Source organism: Streptomyces boninensis (assembly GCF_048572725.1).
Taxonomy (GTDB): Bacteria; Actinomycetota; Actinomycetes; order Streptomycetales; family Streptomycetaceae; genus Streptomyces; species Streptomyces boninensis.
Map to the genome: position 1 here is coordinate 8,499,643 of NZ_CP183837.1, position 21,871 is coordinate 8,521,513.

The 21,871-nt window shown below is 71.7% G+C and carries 16 protein-coding genes and 1 pseudogene; 8 read left to right on the forward strand and 9 right to left on the reverse strand.

Annotated elements, in window-relative coordinates; genetic code table 11:
• Positions 1-2: 2 nt before the first annotated feature.
• Together ACNNMR_RS38325 and ACNNMR_RS38330 are read right to left on the reverse strand one after the other, a co-directional pair.
• The gene (locus ACNNMR_RS38325; RefSeq protein WP_419999328.1) at positions 3-1,697 is read right to left on the reverse strand and encodes an OPT/YSL family transporter; all 1,695 of its coding nucleotides are present in this window, start codon (positions 1,695-1,697) and stop codon (positions 3-5) included.
• Positions 1,694-2,665 (reverse strand): DUF1177 domain-containing protein, encoded by a 972-nt coding sequence (locus tag ACNNMR_RS38330; protein WP_419999329.1) that lies wholly within the window; start codon positions 2,663-2,665, stop codon positions 1,694-1,696. The genes ACNNMR_RS38325 and ACNNMR_RS38330 overlap by 4 nt, the downstream gene beginning before the upstream one ends.
• A gap of 121 nt (positions 2,666-2,786) precedes the next feature.
• Between ACNNMR_RS38330 and ACNNMR_RS38335 the strand changes: the two genes are divergently transcribed.
• From ACNNMR_RS38335 to ACNNMR_RS38345, 3 genes are read left to right on the forward strand one after another with little or no spacing between them, the layout of a single operon-like run.
• The gene (locus ACNNMR_RS38335) at positions 2,787-3,611 is read left to right on the forward strand and encodes an IclR family transcriptional regulator (protein ID WP_419999330.1); all 825 of its coding nucleotides are present in this window, start codon (positions 2,787-2,789) and stop codon (positions 3,609-3,611) included.
• Positions 3,611-4,342, forward strand: a complete 732-nt coding sequence (pepE, locus tag ACNNMR_RS38340; RefSeq protein WP_419999331.1) for a dipeptidase PepE — start codon at positions 3,611-3,613, stop codon at positions 4,340-4,342. The genes ACNNMR_RS38335 and pepE overlap by 1 nt, the downstream gene beginning before the upstream one ends.
• Positions 4,339-4,689: a GNAT family N-acetyltransferase gene (locus ACNNMR_RS38345; protein WP_419999332.1), complete on the forward strand. Its 351-nt coding sequence runs from the start codon at positions 4,339-4,341 to the stop codon at positions 4,687-4,689. The genes pepE and ACNNMR_RS38345 overlap by 4 nt, the downstream gene beginning before the upstream one ends.
• Positions 4,690-4,696: 7 nt before the next feature.
• Here ACNNMR_RS38345 and ACNNMR_RS38350 read toward each other — a convergent pair whose 3' ends face one another.
• The 3 genes and pseudogenes from ACNNMR_RS38350 to ACNNMR_RS38360 all read right to left on the reverse strand — a co-directional run bounded on the left by ACNNMR_RS38350 (position 4,697) and on the right by ACNNMR_RS38360 (position 8,078).
• The gene (locus ACNNMR_RS38350; protein ID WP_419999333.1) at positions 4,697-5,581 is read right to left on the reverse strand and encodes a geranyl diphosphate 2-C-methyltransferase; all 885 of its coding nucleotides are present in this window, start codon (positions 5,579-5,581) and stop codon (positions 4,697-4,699) included.
• A gap of 17 nt (positions 5,582-5,598) precedes the next feature.
• Positions 5,599-6,678 (reverse strand): annotated as a pseudogene (locus tag ACNNMR_RS38355) (family 2 encapsulin nanocompartment cargo protein terpene cyclase); the annotation flags it as partial.
• 5 nt (positions 6,679-6,683) lie between these two features.
• Complete coding sequence (locus ACNNMR_RS38360; protein WP_419999334.1) at positions 6,684-8,078, reverse strand: family 2B encapsulin nanocompartment shell protein; 1,395 nt, start codon at positions 8,076-8,078, stop codon at positions 6,684-6,686.
• 234 nt (positions 8,079-8,312) lie between these two features.
• On the opposite strand from ACNNMR_RS38360, the gene ACNNMR_RS38365 reads away from it, so the two are divergent.
• Positions 8,313-8,831 (forward strand): hypothetical protein, encoded by a 519-nt coding sequence (locus tag ACNNMR_RS38365; RefSeq protein WP_419999335.1) that lies wholly within the window; start codon positions 8,313-8,315, stop codon positions 8,829-8,831.
• 23 nt (positions 8,832-8,854) lie between these two features.
• The gene (locus tag ACNNMR_RS38370; RefSeq protein WP_419999336.1) at positions 8,855-10,276 is read left to right on the forward strand and encodes an SGNH/GDSL hydrolase family protein; all 1,422 of its coding nucleotides are present in this window, start codon (positions 8,855-8,857) and stop codon (positions 10,274-10,276) included.
• A gap of 10 nt (positions 10,277-10,286) precedes the next feature.
• Here ACNNMR_RS38370 and ACNNMR_RS38375 read toward each other — a convergent pair whose 3' ends face one another.
• Positions 10,287-12,029 (reverse strand): IlvD/Edd family dehydratase, encoded by a 1,743-nt coding sequence (locus tag ACNNMR_RS38375; protein ID WP_419999337.1) that lies wholly within the window; start codon positions 12,027-12,029, stop codon positions 10,287-10,289.
• An 11-nt stretch (positions 12,030-12,040) separates the two neighbouring features.
• Positions 12,041-13,465 carry an Nramp family divalent metal transporter gene (locus tag ACNNMR_RS38380; protein ID WP_419999338.1) on the reverse strand — a complete coding sequence of 475 codons (1,425 nt, stop codon included), beginning with the start codon at positions 13,463-13,465 and terminating at the stop codon, positions 12,041-12,043.
• Between the two features lie 114 nt (positions 13,466-13,579).
• Here ACNNMR_RS38380 and ACNNMR_RS38385 point away from each other — a divergent pair, with 114 nt between their 5' ends.
• Positions 13,580-14,320 (forward strand): FadR/GntR family transcriptional regulator, encoded by a 741-nt coding sequence (locus ACNNMR_RS38385; RefSeq protein ID WP_419999339.1) that lies wholly within the window; start codon positions 13,580-13,582, stop codon positions 14,318-14,320.
• A 78-nt stretch (positions 14,321-14,398) separates the two neighbouring features.
• Here the strand turns inward: ACNNMR_RS38385 and ACNNMR_RS38390 are convergent, their stop codons facing one another.
• The gene (locus ACNNMR_RS38390) at positions 14,399-14,938 is read right to left on the reverse strand and encodes an RICIN domain-containing protein (RefSeq protein ID WP_419999340.1); all 540 of its coding nucleotides are present in this window, start codon (positions 14,936-14,938) and stop codon (positions 14,399-14,401) included.
• Between the two features lie 152 nt (positions 14,939-15,090).
• Between ACNNMR_RS38390 and ACNNMR_RS38395 the strand changes: the two genes are divergently transcribed.
• Positions 15,091-18,288: an AfsR/SARP family transcriptional regulator gene (locus ACNNMR_RS38395; RefSeq protein WP_419999341.1), complete on the forward strand. Its 3,198-nt coding sequence runs from the start codon at positions 15,091-15,093 to the stop codon at positions 18,286-18,288.
• Positions 18,289-18,312: 24 nt separating this feature from the next.
• Here ACNNMR_RS38395 and ACNNMR_RS38400 read toward each other — a convergent pair whose 3' ends face one another.
• Positions 18,313-19,779 carry an FG-GAP-like repeat-containing protein gene (locus ACNNMR_RS38400; RefSeq protein ID WP_419999342.1) on the reverse strand — a complete coding sequence of 489 codons (1,467 nt, stop codon included), beginning with the start codon at positions 19,777-19,779 and terminating at the stop codon, positions 18,313-18,315.
• Positions 19,780-20,362: 583 nt separating this feature from the next.
• Here ACNNMR_RS38400 and ACNNMR_RS38405 point away from each other — a divergent pair.
• Positions 20,363-21,838, forward strand: coding sequence for a sugar transferase (locus tag ACNNMR_RS38405; protein WP_420000622.1), 1,476 nt, complete (start codon positions 20,363-20,365; stop codon positions 21,836-21,838).
• Positions 21,839-21,871 lie beyond the last annotated feature (33 nt).

Here is a 21,871-nt window from a genome sequence, read left to right on the forward strand (position 1 = left end):
GCTCACACCGCCTTGTAGATCTGGCCGACATCGTGCACGGAGCTGCCCGCGATCAAGCCGGCGCCGACCAGGGCGAGATCGTTGTCGGCGGCCTCGGCGGCGGCGTCCTGCTCCTCCTTCGTACGGGCCGCGGCCCTGGCCTGGGCGCGGCGCCACCGGGTGTAGCCGAAGCGGACGGCGAGCGCGGCCAGGACCAGCCAGCCCGCCTGCGGGGTCGCCACCAGCAAACCGGTGGCCAGCAGCACGCCCATCTGCCGCTTTGAGCCGCCCAGCAGCTGGACCAGCGCACCGGGGATCGCCCACAGGAGCATCATCCCCACCGCGTGCATGTCGGTGAGGCCGGTCTTGATGGTGTCGACGTACACCTGGGCGACCGGCGGGACCCGGCCGTCGGAGAAGAACGGCTTCCACGCGATGGCGACGATGACGATCGCCACGGCGAAGCCGACCAGCTGCGACAGGTACTGCTGGCGGCGGCCCGCCATCTCGTACGGGCGCCACGGCACGCCGTCCCTGCGCAGCAGCCAGCCCGCCTTGAAGTCGAAGCCGACGTCGGCGAAGGCCGGTCCGGTACAGGCGCAGTAGCCGACCAGCAGGGCGAGCGGGATCATCGGGATGCTCAGCACCAGGCCGAGGATCAGGAAGATCAGCGTGACCGCGAAGGCCGGGAACCAGCCGGAGTGCATCGCGGCCAGGCCCACGATCAGCTGGTGCACCAGCGCGGCCACACCGGCCAGCAGCACCCAGGCGACCAGGCCGAGGCCGCCCATGTCGGCCGCGATGCCGCCGCCGGCGGCGACGACGATGGCGCCGACGAGGAACAGGACCATGCCCTCGAGGAGGCCGCGGCGCAGCCGTTGGGCGTCTACGGTGCGGAAGCCGGGGTCGTGCGCCTCGCTGTCGCTGGTGTCCACGGCTGACTGCGCCTCGGGCTGCCGCTGCGCGGAGCGGTCGCGCATCAGCAGCACCGCCTGCACCAGCGCCACCAGCCCGGCGCCGATCATCACGCCGTGCGGGACGTAGTTGGCGGTCAGGTCGTAGCCGAAGGCGGTCGGCACGTACTGCGCGGCCAGCAGGCCGAGGCCGAACATCAGCAGCGCCCAGATGTTGCCGAGGAACGCCACGCCCGCGGCCGACGTCGGGAGCTTGAACATCGCCCCGACGAAGCCGACGACGGCGCCGATGCCGAGCACCGCGGCCTTCTTGCCGCCCTCGTCGCCCGCCTTGATCGTCTCGGCCGCGGCGATGCCCGCGGGCCAGGCGGCCGAGGCGGGGAAGAGGCGGGAGTCGAAGACGCGGTAGAGCACCCAGCTGTCCACCGCCAGGCCGAGCACGGCGCCGAGCAGCATGATCCACACCAGGTCGGGGCGGCCGATGAGGAACGGCACCGCGATGGGCGTGATGAGCGAGTTCGCGGCGGCGAAGGTCGAGCCGGAGACGGCGGACTGGACCAGGTTCTGCCGGTGCCGGCTGCGCATCCGGCTCAGCCCCGCGACGGCGATCCGGCCGATCAGCATCGCCAGCAGGGCGCCGATGACGGAGGTGTTGGGGGCGATGCCCAGGGTCGTGATCAGCACCAGGCCGATCACGGACCCCAGCACGGACAGGACGATGGTGACGATGAGCGTCACCGGCTCGAATGCGCGGGGGTGCTCCGGCGGCGCGGTCGCCTGGGGCGCGGACTGTGAAGTGGTCATGGGGTGCTCCGTGGGGTGGGCGCCTGCAGCTGGGTCATCGGCCCGTAGAGCTCCACCAGCCGGTCGAACTCCGCCGGGTCGTGGAAGCGCGCGACCCCGCGCCCGAAGTCCTTCGCGGCCTCCAGCGCGAAGCGTGCGGCCGCGGCGATGTCCGGCTCATGGCTGGCGCCCGTCGCGCAGCCCGCCACCGTGGTCTGGGTGACCAGCGCGAGGCCGACCACCGGTGCGGCCGTGGCCACGCACGGCTGCATGATCGAGTTGATGTGGTGGACCCCGTTGCCGTACGGGGTGATGTCCTGCGTGTTGATCGGCAGCACTCGGGCGGTCTCGCCGGTGACGGTCTCCAGCAGCCCCAGCAGGTCGTCGCTGACGCGCAGGATCCAGCCCTCCTTGACGGTGGGGGAGAGGGCGACGCCGCGGTGGTTGAGGAGCCGGTTGCCCTTGGTGGTGTCGATGGAGACCACCGCGTCCATCTCCGGGGAGAGCTCCGCGCGGTTGCAGTCGAGGACGGAGATCGGCGAGTCCATGAAGGGCACCGGGTCGTGCGGGCGGGTCGGCGCGTCCGGGCAGACGTGCGTGGAGAGGATGACGTCGCCCTCCAGCCGGTCGCCGCGCCCGTACATGTCGAGCAGCTTCGCGGCGGCGGCCAGCGCGGCGACCGCGCCGTCGGCATCCGAGACGAGGCCGATCCGCTCCGGGCGGGCGCCGACGCCGCCCAGCCGGCCGAGGATGCCGAGGGTGGGAGCCTCGCCGCCGGCGCTCTTGCCGCGGGTGCCGGGGACGGTGACCTTGACGAAGTCGGTGCCGCCGCGCTCGCCCTCGATCCGGGTGACGGTGATCTCCGGCTTCGGGCCCTCGACGAGCGGGCCGGCCGCGTCCAGGACGGACCGCAGGTGGCCGGCGAGGAGGTCGCCGGTGGCCTGCGGGCGGTCGAGGAGGTCGATGACGTCGAGCACGTGCTTCAGCACGGCGGCTCCCTTGGTGCGTGAGCGTGCAGTGATAGGTGGCAGCCTGCGCCGGGCGTACCGGCTATCACAACCTTTTCTCTATTTGAGAGAAGCCTATCCACTATCCGGTACGCTGCGGCTCATGACCGCACCGCCGCTGCAAACCGCCGACCGCGCGCTCACCGTCCTCCTCGCCTTCTCGCACGAGCGTGAGGAGTGGGGCGTGACGGACCTGGCCGCCGAGTTCGGCTGGGACAAGTCCGTGGCCCAGCGGCTGCTGGCCGCCCTGGCGCACCGGGGCTTTCTCGTCTCCGACCCGGTCACCAGGCGCTACCGCCTGGGACCTGCCGTGTGGCACATGGCGACCGCCTGGGAGCGGCACGGCGGCATGGCGGGTCTGGTGCGGCCCGCCGTCCGCGCGCTGGCGATACGGACCGGGGCCACCGTGCTCTTCGCCGTACCCGACAACGTCCACGTGCGCTGCGTGGAGACGGCCGACGGCGGCAGCGGGCCGCTGCGCGCCTACCGGCTGACCGGCGAGCTGTACCCGGCGCATGCGGGCGCCACCTCCCGCGCGTACTTCGCGATGCTCACCCCCGGCGAGCGGGCCGGGCTGCTGTACGGGCGGCCGATGGCGCGGTTCTCGCCGGAGACCGTGACCGACCCGGAGGAGCTGGAGCAGCTGATGGTCCGCGCCGGCCAGGACGGCTATGCCTACTCCACCGGGGAGTACGATCCGGCCACGGCGGCGCTCGCGGTGCCGGTGCTGGTACGCGCCCAGCCGGTCGGCACCCTCTCACTCGTCGGGCCGCACGACGTGGTCACCGGGCCCGACGAGGAACTCCTCGACCCGCTCCGCTCCGCCGCCGCGGAGATCGGCGAGCTGCTGTCCCCGCGCCGCGCGCGTCCGTCGTCCCCCGCTTCATCCCCCACGTCGTCCGCAACCGCCCGGAAAGGCACCCCCTGATGAACCTGCTGCTGCTGTCCAACTCCGCCGCCCCCGGCCGCGGTTACCTGGAGCACGCGACGGAGGTGATCGCGGACCACCTGGCAGGCGTGGCCGAGCTGGTCTTCGTCCCGTACGCGCTCGCCGACCACGACACGTACACCGCGAAGGCCGCCGCCGCGCTCAAGCCGCTGGGCGTCACCGTCCGCGGCGTCCACGAGGACGGCGACCCCGCCCGTACGGTGGCCGGCGCGCAGGCCGTCTTCACCGGCGGCGGCAACAGCTTCCGGCTGCTCAAGGCGCTGCACGAGCACGGCCTGATCGAGGCGGTGCGCGAGCGGGCCGCCGCCGGGATGCCCTACATGGGCTCCTCAGCGGGCACCAACATGGCCTGCCCGACGCTCCGTACGACCAACGACATGCCCATCGTCCAGCCCCCGAGCTTCACCGCCTTCGGCCTCGTCCCCTTCCAGATCAACCCGCACTACCTCGACCCGGACCCGGCCAGCAGCCACATGGGCGAGACCCGCGAGGAGCGCCTCACGCAGTTCCTGGAGGAGAACGACGTACCGGTGCTCGGCCTCCGCGAGGGCACCTGGCTGCGCCGCACCGGCGACGCACTCCAGCTCGGCGGCATCACCGCCGGCGCCCGCCTGCTGCGGCGGGGCACACAGCCGCAGGAGTACGCCCCGGGCGCGGACCTCAGCGAACTCCTCTCCCTCCCGGCGCACTTCGACACACCAGCGGCGTGACGGAAGGACCGGACGTCGGCCTGCGGCCGGCCACCGCCGCCGACAGCGAGTACTGCTTCCAGCTGCACAAAGCCGCCATGGGCGGCTACGTCACAGCCGTCTGGGGCTGGGACGAGCAGGTCCAGCGGGACTTCCACGACCGCGCGTTCACCCCGGGCCGGTGGCAGATCATCACCGCCGATGGCCCGGACGCCGGGATGATCCACATCGAGCATCGGCCGCAGGAGATCTACCTGTCACGGATCGAGCTCCACCCCGATCACCAGGGCCGAGGCATCGGCGGTCAGCTCATCCGCGGCCTCCTGGACCAGGCCCGCCGGGAGGGCCGGATCAGAATGTCCACCTGACCTCAGATCAGACGCGGTCGGCGGCGATGAGCAGGTACTGGAAGGAGCCGTCCTTGTACGAGTTGATGAAGGCCTCCTCGATGCCGGTCACCAGGGACGATGTGGCCCTGAGCTCCCAGTAGGGCAGGGTCGCGGCGGTGAGGTCGACGATCGTGTTCGGGACGAGGCGGTTGTCGGCCATGGCGCGGAGGTATTCGCGGCGGGAGTGGATGTTGCATTCGAAGTGGGCGTTGATCTGGGAGACCCACTTCGAGGGCTGGCCGTAGCGGGGGTTCCAGCAGCCGGTGATCGTTACGTAGCGGCCGCCCGGCGCCAGGATGCGGGAGTGCTCTGCGAAGAGGTCGTGCAGGTCTACGTACATGCTCGACTCGTTGTTCCACGAGGCCGCGGCCTGCCCCGTGGTGAAGGGGGTGGCGAGCATGTTGCACACGCGGGCGTGGACCCGGTCGCCGATGCCCAGCTCGCCGGCTCGGCGGTTCGCGAAGTCGGCTTGCTTCGCGGACAGGGTGACGCCCTCCACCGCGCATCCGAAGCGCTGGTGGGCCATGACCATCGACCCGCCCCTACCGCAGCCCGCGTCCACCGCAGTGTCGTCCCGCCCGAGCTCCCCGAGGTGGTCCAGCAGGACGTCGGTCTGCGCCGACTCCAGGCGGTGCAGCTCGGCGATCAGCCGCTTCTCGTACGCGCTGTCGCCGGGCTCGCCCAGGGCCGTGTGGTCGACGTCGCCGATGCCGTAGTGGTGGTGGTACAGCCCGTCGACGTCGCCGAGCCGCAGGTTGACCGGCCGGGCCTCCTGGTCCCAGTAGCGGGCGATGTCTCCCTGGTAGGGGGATGAGGGGGCGGGCACGAACGCGGTGGTGCGATCGACGGTGGCGAGTTCGTTGCTGGTCATCGAGGCGTCGTCCATTCTCACCAGAAATCCGGCAGGTGGTATCGGTAGGTGTTGGTCTGGTGCCAGTAGTGGTTGCCGTCGACCCAGGTGGCCACGCCGCGCAGGAAACGCACCACGTCCGGGGCGGGGCACGCGGTGGCCAGGGCCTTCGCTTCGGCTTCGAAGGTGTGCATGAGGTCGTTGTGGACCTCGACCGACTTCAGGTACGCCTCGCGGTCGGAGAGACCCTCGCGTTCGGCGATCACCACGGGCAGGTTGAGGTGGCGGCCGGGGCTCTTCAGCTCCTTGGTGTACGAGTACAGGTCGTTCACGATCGTGGTGGCGTTGCCCGCGAGCGCGATGACGCGCTGCATGGCCGGCTGGGCGTGGAGGTCCGCGGGCAGCTCGTACGCGCCGATGGTGTCGGTGATGGTGGGGCAGGGGCGGAAGTTGTTGAACTGGCGCATCGCCAGGTACTCCCACACCTCCGGCAGCTCGCCGGTCTCGGACCAGGCCGCCTCCGCGAGGTATCCCAGGTGCAGGCGGGCCATGTCGTGCCGGTAGCGGTCGGCCTGCGCGGGGGTGGCCTGCTGCAGGAAGTACGCCATGGCGGAGCTGTAGGCGCGGCGCGGGGCATCCGACTGCAGCGACTGGATCCACTCCGGCTCGTACTCCTTCGTCGTGTGCAGCGGGTCGAGCGCGGTGTGGGCCAGCAGGAGGCGGCTGCCCAGGCCGACGGGTGAGCCGCCGTGGTCCTCGCAGTAGCAGTCATCGACCGCGTTCTCGGCGACCATCAGCCGGGCGGCGATCATGAGGTGGTCGACCGTGGGTGCGTCCGGGTGGCAGGCGACCATGTAGCGCCCGACGGCGAAGCCCTCGAACTGGTCCTCCCACTCGGGCGGATACACCTCCGCCTCCTCCACCGCCCAGACCTTGATCCGGCGGTCGACCTCGGCCACGCGGGCGGGGTCGGGCTCCGGGGCCGGGTGGTGGTAGAGGCCCGGGATGGCCTTCCCGTCGGCGGTGTCCGAGGCCGGGGCCGGGGGCTCGTCCCTGCCGCCCGCGAAGGCCTCGGCCAGTCGCGCGGCGGCCGTCCCCAGGCCGACGGGTCCTGCGAGGGGGTTCAATGCCCGATCTCCACGTCCTCGAGAATTCCGAGCGCGTCGGGTACGAGGACGGCCACCGAGTAGTAGGTGCTCACCAGATAGGAGATGATGGCCTTTTCGTCGATTCCCATGAAGCGGGCGTTCATTCCGGGTTCGATTTCATCCGGGATTCCGGTCTGGTGCAGCCCGACGACGCCCTGATTATCTTCTCCCGTACGCATCGCAATGATGGAGCTGGTGCGCTGCGGGGAGATCGGGATTTTGTTGCAGGGGAGGATGGGGATTCCGCGCCAGGCGGGGACCGTACGGCCGTCGATCTCGCTCATCGCCGGGTAGATGCCGCGGCTGTTCCACTCGCGGCCGATGGCGGCGATGGTGCGCGGGTGGGCGAGGAGGAAGCGGGTGGAGCGGCGGCGGGTGATCAGTTCGTCGAGGTCGTCGGGGGTGGGCGGGCCCGAGCGCGGGTGGATGCGCTGCTTGAGGTCGGCGTTGTGGAGGAGGCCGAAGTCCTTGTTGTTGACGAGCTCGTGCTCCTGGCGCTCGCGCAGCGCCTCGACGGTCAGGCGCAGTTGCTCCTCGGTCTGGTTCATCGGGTCGTTGTAGAGGTCGGCGACCCGGCTGTGCACGCGGAGCACGGTCTGGGCGACGCTGAGCTCGTACTCCCGGGGGCTGAGCTCGTAGTCGACGAAGGTGCCGGGGAGGTCGTACTCCCCGGCCTGGCCCGAGGTCAGCGCGATCTCGGCCTCGCCCTTGGCGTTCTGCCGCTGCTGCGGGATGGCGCGGAAGGACTCCAGGTGGGCGCGCAGGCCCGGGGCGTTCTCCAGGAGTTCTTGGAGGGCGGCGCGCTCCAGGATCAGGACCGTGCCGCGCTGGGTGAGGGTGCGGACGGTGTACGGCCAGGGCGACTCGCCGCCCAGCAGCAGCCCGTCGCCGAGGTGGCTGCCCTCGGCGAGCACGCCGAGCACGGTCTCGTCGCCGTACTTGCCGGCGCCGCGCTGCTCGAACCGGCCGTGCGCGATGAGGATGACCCGGTCGGCCGGCGTGCCCTCGGTGACCAGCGGCTCGCCCGCGGCCAGCTCACGCTGCTGGAACCGGCCGGCGAGCGCCTCGAGCACCTCAGGGTCGGTGTCAAAGCCGCGCAGCGGCGGGAGTTCGCGGAGCTCCTGGGGGATGACGCGGATTTCACCCGCCGTTGACGTGAATTCGACTTGCCCGTCGCCAAGGGTGTGCGTGAGACGGCGGTTGACGCGGTACGTGCCGCCCTTCACTTCGGTCCACGGCAGCATCTTCAGCAGCCAGCGGGAGGAAATCCCCTGCATCTGCGGGGGAGTTTTGGTGGTGGTCGTGAGATTACGGGCCGCGGCGGTGGCCAGGCTCTGCTGGGGCAGAGTTTCTTCCTGGGAGGTCGTCATGACAGCGAAACTAGATTGCTCCGACCGGACCGGCAATCACTCAAAAGAAGAGGGTTGGGGGGAGCTCGTGCCGGGGTATGGATCGCTGCATTTCCTGCCTTCGCCCCCTGGTCCGATGCTGCGGAGGGATTGGGGAGATCCCGTACCGACCGGCCGAGCGCCGTTGACCCGCTCCGCTGTGTGCTGCACGGTGCGGGAGGCCACAAGTCGCCACGGACCCATGGGGGTTGGTCGATGGACAGGGGTCAACCGCGTACGTGGGCGCTGCTCGGCGCGGTCGCCGCGCTGTTAGCCGTCGGCGGGTGCGACAGCAGTTCCCCGGGTGACGAAGGCGGGCGGTCGAAGTCGCCGTCACCCAGAGACCCCGGACTTCCCTCCGAGGAGAAGATCGCCGCGGCGACGAACAAGTACCTCAAGGGTGACGGCGCACTCCTGGTCCGGCTGCACCGGGACGCGGCGGGGCTGCCCGGGAAGGTGGACGGCGACGCGCTGGGCGAGAAGTGCAAGGGGCTGCGGGGGACGCTCGGCGACCGGTATCCGGCGAAGAAGCTCCTCGGGGCGCTGCAGGGCGTCCCCGATCCGGTGGCGGGACGCCTGTGGACGACTGAGCTCGACGCGATGCTGTCGGCGGTGGAGTCGTGCGCCGTCGGCGAGGAGGGCAAGGCGCGGCGAAGCGCGAAACTCACGGCGACTGCGGCGCAGCGGGTCGAGGGCAGGCTGGACGAGCTTCGGAAGGTGGGGGACGAGCGATGAGGCGCCCGTTGGCGACTGCAGGTGTGGCACTCCTCCTGCTGCTGGGCTCGGCGGCGCAACCACTGGCGGCTGCGCCGCAGGCCCCGGACGTACCGCCCCCGAAGCCCGTGCCCATGCTGGTGCTGGGGGACTCCTACTCGTCGGGCGAAGGCATGTACACCATCAAGGGGCCCTGCGCTCAGTCGACCTCCGCCTACGGGCCATATGCCGCGAGATTGCCGGAGATGGACGAGTACGTCGAGGACGCGGTCGATTTCCACGCCTGCACCGGCGCGTTGTCCAGATTCGTCGATGACAAGGACGAACCCGACCCGGTGGATCTGCCCGAACAGATCACCGCAGCAAGTCGCTCCGGCAAGCGGTACGGACTGATTGCCATGACCATTGGAGGCAATGACATCGGCTTTGCCGATGTCATTGAGCAGTGCGTGCTGCACCGTATCAGCAATACCTTCGGTGACACCCCTCTTGAGGCCAGCCAACGGCGAAGGAGTAGCTGCCCGGTCACCGAGGACCTCATGAATGTCCTGGTCGACAAACTCGGTGCACGTCTGCCCGAAATCTACGACCGCGTCTCCGACAAACTACTTGAGGACGGCGGTTACCTCGCCGTGCTGGGATACCCGCGACTCTTCGAAGAGCCGAGCAGGTGGAGTGGCCTCTCGGGGCTGGCCGACAGCTGCGGAGCCTTCCAGGCTCACGACGCCGCAATGTTCCGCCGTGTCGCGGACCGCCTGAACACGACCATCAGCGATGCGGTGGACAAGGCCACATCTCCCGGCGTCGAATACGTCGGAGTCTCCCTCGGATTCGAAGGGCACAATCTCTGCGGAGAGGAAGAGTGGCTCAACGGTCTGTGGTCGATATGGAACTACATCCTTCACAGGGGCAAGTTCCGGACCAATGTTGCCATGCACCCGAACTTCCGGGGGCATCAGTACGAGGCCAAGCAGCTGGCGCGCGCCGTGGCGAAATTCGACTGGTCTGCGTACGGTAAGCCGACCACCCCGCCGTCCACGGTCACTCCCAAGCCGCCCGGCCAGCCCCAGGTGATCTGCGACGAGGCGCAGCACAAGCGCGCCTGTGTCCACACCGACATCCTCACTGGCAGCGCCGACGCCGCCGGCATGGGGCACGGCCCCTACACCGCCCCGCGCAAGATGTACGTCGGCTCCAATCTCGTACTCCAGGGCCTGGAGTGGAAGGACTGGGGCAAGGCCACCGCCCGTGCCCGCGGCTGGACCGCGAGCACGGACTGTGACCCCAACTGCGGGGAGGGCAAGGCGGACCGGCAGGATGTGGAGGTCGAGATCACCAAGCTCGTCGACACCAGGGACCTCCGCCAGTACACCTGTGCCCGCGCCCGTAAGGAGGGGCAGGGCTGGGACTCGCTCGGGGTCGAGCGGGTCTGTCTCAAGGTGAAGGGGAATCCGGTGGGCGGATGACCCCTGCTGGTCAGTGCGAGTCGCGCGGCACCGCATGTCCGCGTGAGCCGCGGAGGAAGGTGAGGTCGGCGCCCTCGTCCGCCTGGGCGACGAACTCGGTGTAGAGCCAGGCGTAGCCCGAGGCGTGCTTGGGGGCCGGTGGCGTCCACGCCGCCTGCCGGTCGGCCAGTTCCGACTCCGGGACCAGCAGGTTCAGGCGCCGCCCGGCGACGTCGAGTTCTATCTCGTCGCCCGTACGGACCAGCGCCAGCGGGCCGCCGACCGCCGCCTCCGGGGCGACATGCAGCACCACGGTGCCGTAGCCCGTCCCGCTCATCCGGCCGTCGCAGATGCGGATCATGTCGGTCACGCCGGCCTTGAGGAGCTTGGTCGGCAGCGGGACGTTGGAGACCTCGGGCATGCCGGGGTAGCCCTTGGGGCCGGCGCCGCGGATGACCAGGATGTTGTCGGCGGTCACGTCCAGGTCCGGGTCGTCGCAGACCGCGTGGTACGCCTCGGGGGAGTCGAAGACCAGCGCGCGGCCGCGGTGCTGGAGCAGCTCCGGGGTGGCCGCGGACTGTTTGAGGACCGCGCCGTTCGGGGCGAGGTTGCCGCGGAGGACGGCGGTGCCGGTGCCGGCGGCCTGGAAGGGGGTGGTGAGCGGGGTGATCACGTCGTCGCCGATGCGTTCGGCGTCCGCGACGTTCTCGGCTATGGGGCGGCCCGTCACGGTGATCTGCTTCGTGTGCAGCATGCCGCCCGTGACCAGCTCGCGGTGGACCGCCGGCAGCCCGCCCGCGTAGCAGAAGTCCTCCATCAGGTACTTGCCCGAGGGCTGCAGGTTCAGCAGCGTCGGCACCTCGCGGGCCAGCCGGTCGAAGTCGTCCAGCGACAGGTCGACGCCCAGCCGGCCGGCGATCGCGGACAGGTGGATGATGGCGTTGGTGGAGCCGCCGATGGCGGCGTTGGTGCGGATGGCGTTCTCGAAGGCCGCGCGGGTCATGACCTTCGACGGGCGCAGATCCTCGTCGACCATCTCCACGATGCGCTTGCCCGCGCTCTGCGCGGTCTCGAAGCGGCGGGCGTCGACCGCGGGCCACGTGGCCGAGCCCGGCAGCTGCATGCCGAGCGACTCGGCCATGCAGGCCATGGTCGAGGCGGTGCCCATCGTCATGCAGTGGCCGTTCGAGCGGGCCATGCAGCCCTCGGCGAAGAAGCACTCCTCCTGGGTCATCCGCCCGGTCTTGAGGTCCTCCTCGAACTGCCACACCGCCGTGCCCGAGCCGACATCGCGGCCCCGGTACTTCCCGTTGAGCATCGGGCCGCCCGTCACCATCACCGCCGGCAGGTCGACGCTCGCCGCGCCCATCAGCATCGCGGGCGTCGTCTTGTCGCAGCCGCTCAGCAGCACCACGCCGTCGAGGGGATTGGCCCGTACGAGCTCCTCCACCTCCATCGCCATCAGATTGCGGAACAGCATGGCGGTCGGGCGCATCAGCGTCTCGCCGGTGGCCATCGTCGGGAAGGCGAGCGGGAAGCCGCCCGCCTGCCAGACGCCGCGCTTGACGGCCTCGGCGACGCGGTCCAGGTGGGCGTTGCAGGGCGCCAGCTCGGAGGCGCTGACCGCGATGCCGATCACCGGGCGGCCGTCGAAGACCTCGTGGCCGAAGCCCTGGTTGCGCATCCAGGAGCGGTAGATCATCCCGGCGCGGCCCTCGGCGCCGAACCAGGCCTGGCTGCGGCGGTCGGGTTTGGCTGCACTCACGTCAGTCACTGCGTTGCACCTCAGAAGTGGTCGATGTACTGCTGGCGGATGGTGAGGGCGGCCAGCGTGCCGTAGAGCAGCACGGCCCAGATCAGCGCCGCGATCCGGTAGTTGCGGATCTTCAGGGGCCGGGGGAGGGACTTGCGGTTGAGAACGAGCAGCAGGATCGAGTACACGAACATCATCACGCCCGACACGCAGGCGGAGATGACCAGCAGTACGAGTGGCTGGTCGAAGCCGGCGAGCAGGATCGCCGCGCCGACGGCGACGACGCCCCACACCAGCCAGAAGTACAGCTTGCTCTCGGAGACCGTCCGCCCGCGCAGGTATGTGGACTTGAGGGTGTCCGCCGCCATCCGCGACGTGTAGTCCACGATGCCGGTCGCGGCGGTGAAGAGGGAGAAGGCGCCGATCAGCCAGAAGGTCGTACCGAACCAGCCGCCGACGGCGGACTTCAGCTCCTCGCCCTCGGCCTCCACGAAGGAGACGTCGTTGGCCAGGCCCTCCATGCCGAAGACGGTGGAGTGCGAGAGCAGCGAGGTCAGCACGATGGTCACGATGGTGACCAGCACAAAGGTCATGCCCTGCTCGAGATTGGCCAGCCGCCACCAGCGGTGCCAGCGGGACATGTTCTCCCGGTCGTCCGGGTCGAAGACGTAGCCGGCCGCGGCCTCCGTCGTCGAGGCCGCCTCCTCCTTGCCGGTGATCGGGCTGACCACGCGCGGCACGTAGCGGCCCATGCCGAAGCCCTTGTCGCGGATCCAGTTCGACTGGCAGAGGTTCTGCCCGCCACCGGCGCCCGCGTACGCGATGGCGCCCATCAGCACAGCCACGCCCAGCTCAGTGGGGAACTGCCCGATGTGCGTGACGCCGTCGGGCAGGTCGCCCCAGCTGGAGGCCTCCACGGCGAGCACCACGGCCAGGACGAAGAAGACGGCGACGACGGCGAGCTTGAAGAAGAGCAGCTTCTCCAGGGCGTTGTAGACCACGGGTGCGAGCGTCAGCATCGCCCCGATCGCGGCCAGCAGGCAGATGCCGATGATCGCCGGGTCGCCGCCGAAGACGTAACTCAGCATCGTCGCCGAGCTGGTCGCCCAGCCGGGCCAGAGGTTGGCGGCGTACGTGAAGGCCACCATCACCGCGCCCCAGTGCTTCCAGTACCGGTTGAAGCCCGAGACGGCGGTCTCGCCGGTGGCGAGCGTGTAGCGCTCGACCTCCATGTTGATGAACCACTGGGTCAGCACGCCGACCACGGCGCCCCAGAGGAAGACGAGGCCGGCCTGCGAGGCGATGTACGGCCAGAGGATGAACTCCCCGGAGGAGAGCCCGACTCCGGCCGCTACGACGCCGGGGCCGATGATGGGCCACACCCGCTTCGGCGGGGCAGGGAGCTCGCGGACCTCGGGGGCGGGGAGGTTGTGGGTCCGCAGGGGGAAGGGCGTCATGCCGAGCACTCTCTTCGTTGGGGGGACGGCTCTGAGTACGGCTCTGGCAGGTGCAGTTGACGGGAAAAGTTAAATCATTCGATGATTGCCGTCGAGGGGGCGGGAGGAACTTTCATGCGCAGACATCGGACGATGCATGAGTGGGCGGTCGACGAGCTGGTGCGCCGGATCGTCTCGGGGGAGGCCGCGCCCGGCGACTCGCTGCCGGTCGAGGAGAAGCTCGCCGCCGAGCTCGGGGTGAGCCGAGGGGTGCTCCGCGAGGCCGTCAAGTCGGTCGCGGGCAAGGGCATGCTGGGCATCAGGCCGCGCACCGGCACCAGGGTGCTGCCGCCCGCGGGCTGGAACTACCTCGACGCGGACGTGCTGCGCTGGCAGCAGGAGTACGGGCCGCGGCTGCTGCTGCGCGAGACCGTGGAGCTGCGCCGCACCGTGGAGCCGGCCGCGGCCCGGCTGGCCGCTGCGCGACGAGTGCCCGGGGACGTACGCACCTTGCTGGACGCGCACGAGAGGATGGCCGCCGCCGCCCGCCACCCGGAGCACGCGGGTTACGTCGAGGCCGACGCCGCCTTCCACCGCGCCCTGCTGGACGCCAGCGGCAACCGCCTCTTCGGCTCACTGGGCCGCGCCCTGGACGTCGCCCTCCAGCACAGCTTCGCCATCAGTACGGAGACCCCCGGTGCGCTGGAGGCCTCGCTCCCGCGCCATCTCGCCGTCGCCGAGGCGATCGGCCGCGGCGACGGCGAGGCGGCGGCCACGGCGGTCCTGGCCATCATCGACTCCGCCGAGCACGAGATCGAGCAGTCCCCCGCGCTGGACCTCGTGCCGCGGCCGGAGGCGGAAGGCAGCACGCCGTAGGACAGCCGTAGGACCGCCGCCGACGGCGCAGCCCGCCGGGGTGCTCACCCCGGCGGGCTGCGACGGAAGGGGCGCCTGTCAGCCCGGTACGAGGCGGAAGCGCTGGTGCGGCCCGAAGTGGCAGCCGTACTGGCGGATCTCCGTCGCGTCGGCGGAGCTGGCGCCTGCCACGTCCAGGCACTTCTCGGTGTGCACCGGGCGGATCGCGTACTGGTCGGGCTGGACTTCCTGGAGGCGGAAGCGCTGGTGCGGCCCGAAGTGGCAGCCGTACTGGGCGATTGCCACGCCGTCCAGCGGGCTGGCGCCCGGCACGTCGAGGCACTTCTCCGAGTGCACGGCCCGGATGCCGTACTGGCCCGGCTGGATCTCCGGGAGGGTGAAGCGCTGGTGCGGGCCGCCATGGCAGCCGTACTGGCGGATGACGGTGCCGTCCGCCGTGCTGGCGCCGGTGACGTCCAGGCACTTCTCCGAGTGCACGGGGCGGATGGTGACCTGTCCGGTGGGGATCGCGGTCGCGGAGGCCGGTGCGGCCGCCGCGGTCGTCGGGAGGAGGGCCGCCCCGGTGCCGAGGGCGAGTGCGAGGGCCGGCAGCCTGAGGCGTTTCAGCGATGTCCGCATCGTCTCTCCAATCATGCGGTGACCTGTCGCTCGAAGTGAGCTGGCACGAGCGTGGCTCGCCGCGCTGTGGCGGCGATAAGCTGACGCTGTGCTGGCGGATTGTCCGTTCGCGAACAACCGGGCCCCGGCCGGGGGTGGGCATGCAGTTTCGGGTGCTGGGACCGCTTCAGGTCTGGGACGGTGCCGAGTGGTCGGCGGTCCGCGCGCCGCAGCAGCGGGTGGTGCTCGCGGTGCTGCTGGCCGAGGCGGGCCGCACGGTGACCGTCGACCGGCTGGCGGACGAGATCTGGGGCGAGCGGCCGCCGAAGACGGCCGCGACCGTGGTGCAGGGGTACGTCATGCGCCTGCGGCGGCAGTTCGGCCGGGACGGGGCGAGGCGGCTGCTCACCCGTGACCGCGGTTACCAGCTCGTACTGGACGAACCCGATCTCGACGCCGGGGAGTTCGAGCGGCTGGCCGACGCGGGCAAGCGGCGGCTCGCCGACGGGGATCCGGACGCCGCGGCGAGCCGGCTGGCGGCGGCGCTCGCGCTGTGGCACGGGCCGGCCATGGACGACGTACCGCCGAGCCCGACCGTCACGGCGGAGGCCGCCCGGCTCGAGCAGTGCCGGCTGGACGCGCTGGAGGCGCGGTTCGAGGCCGAACTGGCGCTGGGCCGGCACGCCGACGTGGCCGGGGAGCTGCGCCGGCTGGTCGGCGAGCATCCGCTGCGGGAGGAGCTGCGCGCCCAGCTGATGCTGGCGCTGTACCGGTCCGGCAGGCGCGCCGAGGCGCTGGAGGCCTACCGCCTGGGGCGGCGGCTGCTGGTGGACGAGCTCGGCCTCGAACCCGGCCCGCGGCTGCGTGAGCTGGAGCAGGCGATCCTCGCGGACGACCCGCGGATCGCGGAGCCGGTTCGGGTACGGGAGGCACCCGCGGGCGACGTCGCGGCGGACGGTCGCCGCGCGTCCGGCGCGGGCCCCGGATCCGCCGCCGCAGGCCAAGCCATGGCGCCGCGCCAGCTGCCCGCGGACGCGGCCGGATTCACCGGCCGGCAGGCCGAGTTGCGCCGCCTCGACACCCTGCTCCCGGCCCCCGCCGCCGCGGAGCGCGGCGCGGCGGAGCTGGTCGTCTGCACCATCGCAGGACCCGCCGGGGTCGGCAAGACCGCCCTCGCCGTGCACTGGGCGCACCGGGTCAAGGGCGGCTTCCCCGACGGCCAGCTGTACGTGAACCTGCGGGGATACGCGGCAGGTGCGCCGCTGCGGCCGCTGGACGCGCTCGCCCGGCTGCTCGGCGCGCTCGGCGTGCGGTCCGCGGACATCCCGGTGGAGCACGAGGCGGCCGCCGCCCTGTACCGCAGCCTGCTCGACGGCAGGCGGATGCTGGTGCTGCTGGACAACGCGCAGCACGCCGCCCAGGTGCGGGAGCTGCTGCCCGGCGGCGGCAGCCTCGTCCTGGTCACCAGCCGCGATCAACTCGGCGGCCTGGTCGCCCGGGAGGGAGCGGCGCCGCTCACCCTCGACGTGCTCTCCGCCGCCGAGGCCTGCGACCTGCTGGCCCGCCAGCTGGGCGCCCGGGCCGCGGCGGACTCCGCGGCGGTCGCCGAGCTGGCGCGGCTGTGCGGCTGCCTGCCGCTGGCGCTGCGGATCGCCGCGGCCCATGTGCTGACGCATCCCGGCCACACCATCGAGGACTTCGCGGCCCGCCTGCGCACCGGTGACCGGCTGGCCATGCTGGAGGTCGGCGGCGATGCGCAGGCGGCTGTCCGCGCCACCTTCGACCTGTCGTACTTCGCGCTGCCGGCCGCGGCCCGGCGGCTGTTCCGGCTGCTCGGCCTGGTGCCGGGGCCCGACGTGGCCGCCGCCGGCGCTGTCGCGCTGGCCGGTGTCGAGACACCGGCGGCGGGCCGGCTGCTCGACCGGCTGGTCCGCACCCACCTGGTCGACGAACCGGCCCCGGGCAGATACGCGTTGCACGACCTGCTGCGCCTGTACGCCGCCGAGCGGGCGGCCGCCGAGGAGTCCGAGGCCGACAGAACGGCCGCCCTGCACCGCCTGTTCTGCCACTACTCCGGCCGGCTGGACGCGGCGGCCAAGGTGCTCTACCCGGACAAGCTGCGGCTGCCCGCGGGCGAGGGCGGTGCGCGGGACGCCGCCCAGTTCGAGGGCCAGGCCGCGGCGTCGGCCTGGATCGAGGCGGAGCGGCCCAATCTCACGGCCGCCGTCCGGCACGCCGCCGAGCACGGCCCGCCGGCCGCGGGCTGGCGGCTCGCGGACGCCCTGCGCGGCTACTTCGACCTGCGCCGGGACACCGTCGACTGGCCCGCCGTGGCGCGCTGGGGCCTGCTCTGCGCCCAGGCCGACGGCGACCGGCGCGCGGAGGCCGCCGCGGAGCTCAGCCTCGCGCTGTTCCACTGGAACCAGACCGAATACCGGCCGGCCGTCGAGCACTACGGCAGGGCGCGCGACCTCAGCCGGCAGGCAGGGTGGCTCGACGGCCACGCCACGGCGCTGGCGAACCTCGGCATCGTCCACCACGAGCAGGGACAGCTGCGGCAGGCGGCCGACCACTACCGCCAGGCCATCGCGATCCACCAGCAGACCGGCTATCTCGCGGGCCAGGGCAGCCACCTCGGCAACCTCGGCGAGTGCTATCACGTCCTCGGCCGCCTGGACGACGCCCTCGCCGCGCTCACCGAGGCCCGCGAGCTGCGCCGCAAGGTCGGCGCCCGGGCGCCGGAGGCGGACGCGCTGCGCGTGCTCGCGGCCGTACACCGGGACGCCGGACGGCAGGCCCAGGCGCTCGACCTGGCCGCGGCCGCCGTCGGACTCGCCCAGGACATCGGCGACCTGCGCTTCCAGGCCGACGCCCGCAACACCCTGGCCACGATCCGCCACCGCCTCGGCGACCCCCGGCAGGCCGCCGACGAGCACCGGGAGGCGCTGCGGCTCGCCCGGGACATCGGCAGCGGCTACGCCGAGGCCGAGGCGCTGGTCGGCCTCGCCGCCGCGCACCGGCACGTCGGCCACCACGACAGCGCCGCCGCCGCGGCGGGGGAGGCGCTGACGATCGCCCGCCGGAGCGGCTTGCGCCTGCTGGAAGGACACTGCCTCACCGAGCTGGCCGCCCTCCACCTCGACCGGGACGACCGGGCCCGGGCCTTCGACCACGCGCGGCTGGCCCTGGCCGTCCATACGGAGACGGGCTACCGCCTCGGTGCGGCCCAGGCCCATCTGATCGCGGGCCACGCGCTGCGCGGCTCCGGCCGCCCGGCCGACCAGGACCATGAGCGGCTGGCCGGTGAGCTGTTCGCCGAGATCGGGGCAGATCCCGCGGATCACGCTCGGGCACTGTTCCGCCAGGTGTAGCGGTGGCCGACCAGGAGGCGGTGCTCAGCGGCTGCTCAGGGGGTTGCCGTACCGCTGGGCTGTGGCGGGGGACGGGAGATTGAGCGTGCGGGGGGAGAAGGCTGTTGAGGCTTTCGCTCCGGCGTTGGGGAGGTGCCAGGCCGCGCCCACCGAGGCGTTCTCGCCGGGGGAGCCGAGGGTGAGGTCCGGTGTGCCGTTGGCGTTGTAGTCGGCGGTGGCGGCTGCGGCGGCGAAGGTGTCGCCGGGTTCGGCGATGCCGGGGATGTTGGGGGTGTTCTGGTTCCAGGCGAGGGTGAAGGCGGCGCCGTCTTCGTTGAGGAGACCGGTTGCGCCGCCGCGGAGGAGCCAGGCGGCGCCTGCCTTCGCCTTGGTGCCGATGGCTTCGCCGGGGGCGCCGGCGATCAGGTCGTCGCGGCCGTCGCGGTTGAAGTCGGCGACGGTCAGGGCGGCGCCGAAGCGGTCGCCGTCCTCCGCGATGCCGGGGACGCCTGGCGTGTCCTGGTTGAGGGTCTGGGTGCGGCTGCCGAAGGAGCCGTTTGCCGGGCTGCCGTAGTGGACGTGGATGCCGCCGCCCTTGGCCAAGCCCTCGGGGCCGCACGGGTCGTCGATGTTCTCGTCGGCGATCTCGCGGCATTCGCCGAGGGCGAGGTCGTCGTGGCCGTCGCCGTCGAAGTCGCCGGTGGCCAGGGCCGTCACGCCGGCGTTGTCCGTGTTCCAGAAGTTGGCCATCGACTGCTGGGCGGCGTCCCACTTCCACAGGCGTACGTGCGACTGCGTGCTGGGGGCGCCGGCGTTCCAGTACGACAGGGCGAGGTCCGCGGTGCCGTCGCCGTCGTAGTCGCCGGTGGTCAGGGAGGGGGCGCCGCCGCCCATGGGAGCGGTGACGATGGTGGTGATCATGGCGTCTTCGCCCTGGGCGACGAAGGCGGCGACCTTGTCGTTGCCGCCGGTGACGATTTCCTTGTTGCCGTCGCCGGTGAAGTCGGCGGCGAGGACGGATTTGCCGTACGCGGCCGAGGGCGCGGGGCCGGAGAGGACCGTCGAGCCCGGTCCTGGGCCGCCCTTCGCGCCGCCCACGACGTTGAGCATGCCGGCGTCCGTGCCGCGGTCGGTGACGTCCTCGCCGGGGACGCCGGCGATGAGCTCCGCGATGCCGTCGCCGTTGAGGTCGGTCAGCTGCACGGATGCGCCGAAGCGGTCGCCCGCCTCCGGGGTGCCGGGGACCTCGGGCGTGGCCTGCGTGACGCGGATGCTGCCGTGGGCGCCGACGCCCTTGGGGCCGCCCCAGACGACGTTCACGTACCCGGCCTTGGCCGCACCGCCGACCGTCCCGTCCGGGACACCGACGGCGAGATCCGCGTAGCCGTCGCCGTTGAAGTCGCTGGCAGCGGCGCCGGGGGCGGCGGGTGCGGCGGCGGGCAGCGCGAAGCCGGCGGTGGCCGCGGTGGCGGCGGCGATGGCGTACGTCAGGATGCGGCGGCGGTGCGGCACGATGGCTCCCACTCGATCGACGGGTGCGGGACATTGGGTGTGACCGTCGAGGGGCGGGGCTGGTTGTACGCAGTTCAGCGGAGGTTCAACGGCTCGGCTAACTTCTGGATCTGTTCTGGCGGAATCCGGTCGCTCGCGGACGGGCGGATACCGGTTCTCGGGGTGTGTGCAAATGGCCCGCATGGCCCTCTTCACGGTGGCTTCGATCGTCTAGATTGACCGTGCTTCCGCCGTTTGGGCATGAGGCGGGCAATAACGATCTATAGGTCTGGTGCTGGGTGCTGCGCTGACAGCGGTTGTGGCCCGGTGCCGGCGTGGGGGTGGCGCTAGAGGGGATTGCTAGGACTGGCGAGATTGCTGCCGCCAGGTGAGTTGTTCAAGTCGCGCTGAGACTGCCGGGATTTGTGCCGGAGGGCGGGGAGGCCTTCCGCCGGGAGCAGTGGCGCGGCGCGGGAGGCGGGGAGGTCTCCCGAGGGAGGACAGCGCGGGGGGCGGGGAGGCCTCCCGGGGGGGAGTAACCGTGTTGGGCAAGCACGTCGCATCCACTGGCGATCCCGGGGGTTCCGTACCACAGGGGGAATTAATCGGCCCGTTTCCACCGGCGCGCGGGCGCCCGGTGAACGGGGCGGCACTCAGACAGCCCGCGATCGGATGGGAGCAGCGCTACCGCCGCGCCGTGATCACCAGCGACACAGTGGCCACCGCCTTCGTCGTGGCGGCGATCGGCGGCTTCTTCGGCGTACGGGACGCGGCCAACTGGCACGAGAAGTGGAGAATTCTCGCCTTCGGCACCGAACTGCTGGTGCTGGGCGCGCTCGCCGTGACCCGGTCATGGGCGCCGGCCGTACTTGGCCAGGGCGCCGAGGAATTCCGCCGGCTCGGCCGCTCGCTCTTCACCGCGGTCGTCGTGCTGGCGCTCAGCGGGATTGCGCTTACCTCGCGCAATATCAAGCTCTGGATATTCGTCGCGATACCAGCCATCGCGCTCGTCACCATGACGGAGCGATATCTGCTGCGGCTGTGGCTGCACCGGCAGCGCAAGGAAGGCCGGTGCCTGCGCCCCGTGCTCGCCGCCGGGAGCCCGGCGACCGTACGGGATCTGATCACCAGGACCCGCAAGTTTCCGCATCTCGGGTGGCGGGTGGAGGCGGTGTGCACGCCCGACCAGACACCCGGCCGGCCCGGGGCCGACAGGAACCATCTCGACGGGGTGCCCGTCGTCGGCCAACTCGCCGATGTCGCGGGCCACGTCCGCCGGGACGGCTACCGGGTCGTCGCGGTCACACCCGACCCGGCCTGGTCGCCCGACCGGCTGCAGCGGCTGGCCTGGAACCTCGAGGGCAGCGACGCCGAGATGGTCGTGGCGCCGGTGCTGATGGAGGTGGCCGGACCGCGGCTGCACGTCGACGCCGTGCTCGGGATACCGCTGCTGCGGGTCAGCATGCCGGCCTTCACCGGCGGGCGGCGGGCCATCAAGGAGGTCGTCGACCGGCTGGGCGCGGCGGTGCTGCTGCTGCTGTTCATGCCGCTGATGGTCGTGGTCGGGCTCGCGGTGCTGTTCGACAGCCGGGGCGGGGTGTTCTACCGGCAGCGCCGGGTCGGGAAGGACGGGCGCGAGTTCACCATCTTCAAGTTCCGCACCATGGTCGCCGGCGCGCATCGGGCCCGCGAGGCCCTCGCGGACCGCAACGAGGGTGCGGGACTGATGTTCAAGATGCGCCGGGATCCACGCGTGACCCGGGTCGGCGCGGTGCTGCGCCGGTACTCGCTCGACGAGCTGCCGCAGCTGTTCAACGTGCTCACCGGATCCATGTCGCTCGTCGGCCCGCGCCCACCGCTGCCGGAGGAGTCCGCGGCGTACGGCCCGGACATCCGGCGGCGGCTGCTGGTCAAACCGGGGCTCACCGGCCTGTGGCAGATCAGCGGACGCAGCGATCTGCCGTGGCAGGAGGCGGTCCGGCTGGACCTCCGGTACGTGGAGGACTGGTCGCTGGCGCTGGACACGGTGATCTTGTGGAAGACGCTACGCGCGGTGCTGCACGGTCAGGGGGCGTACTGAAGTGCGGGGGCTGGACGCAGGTCAGAAGGGCCT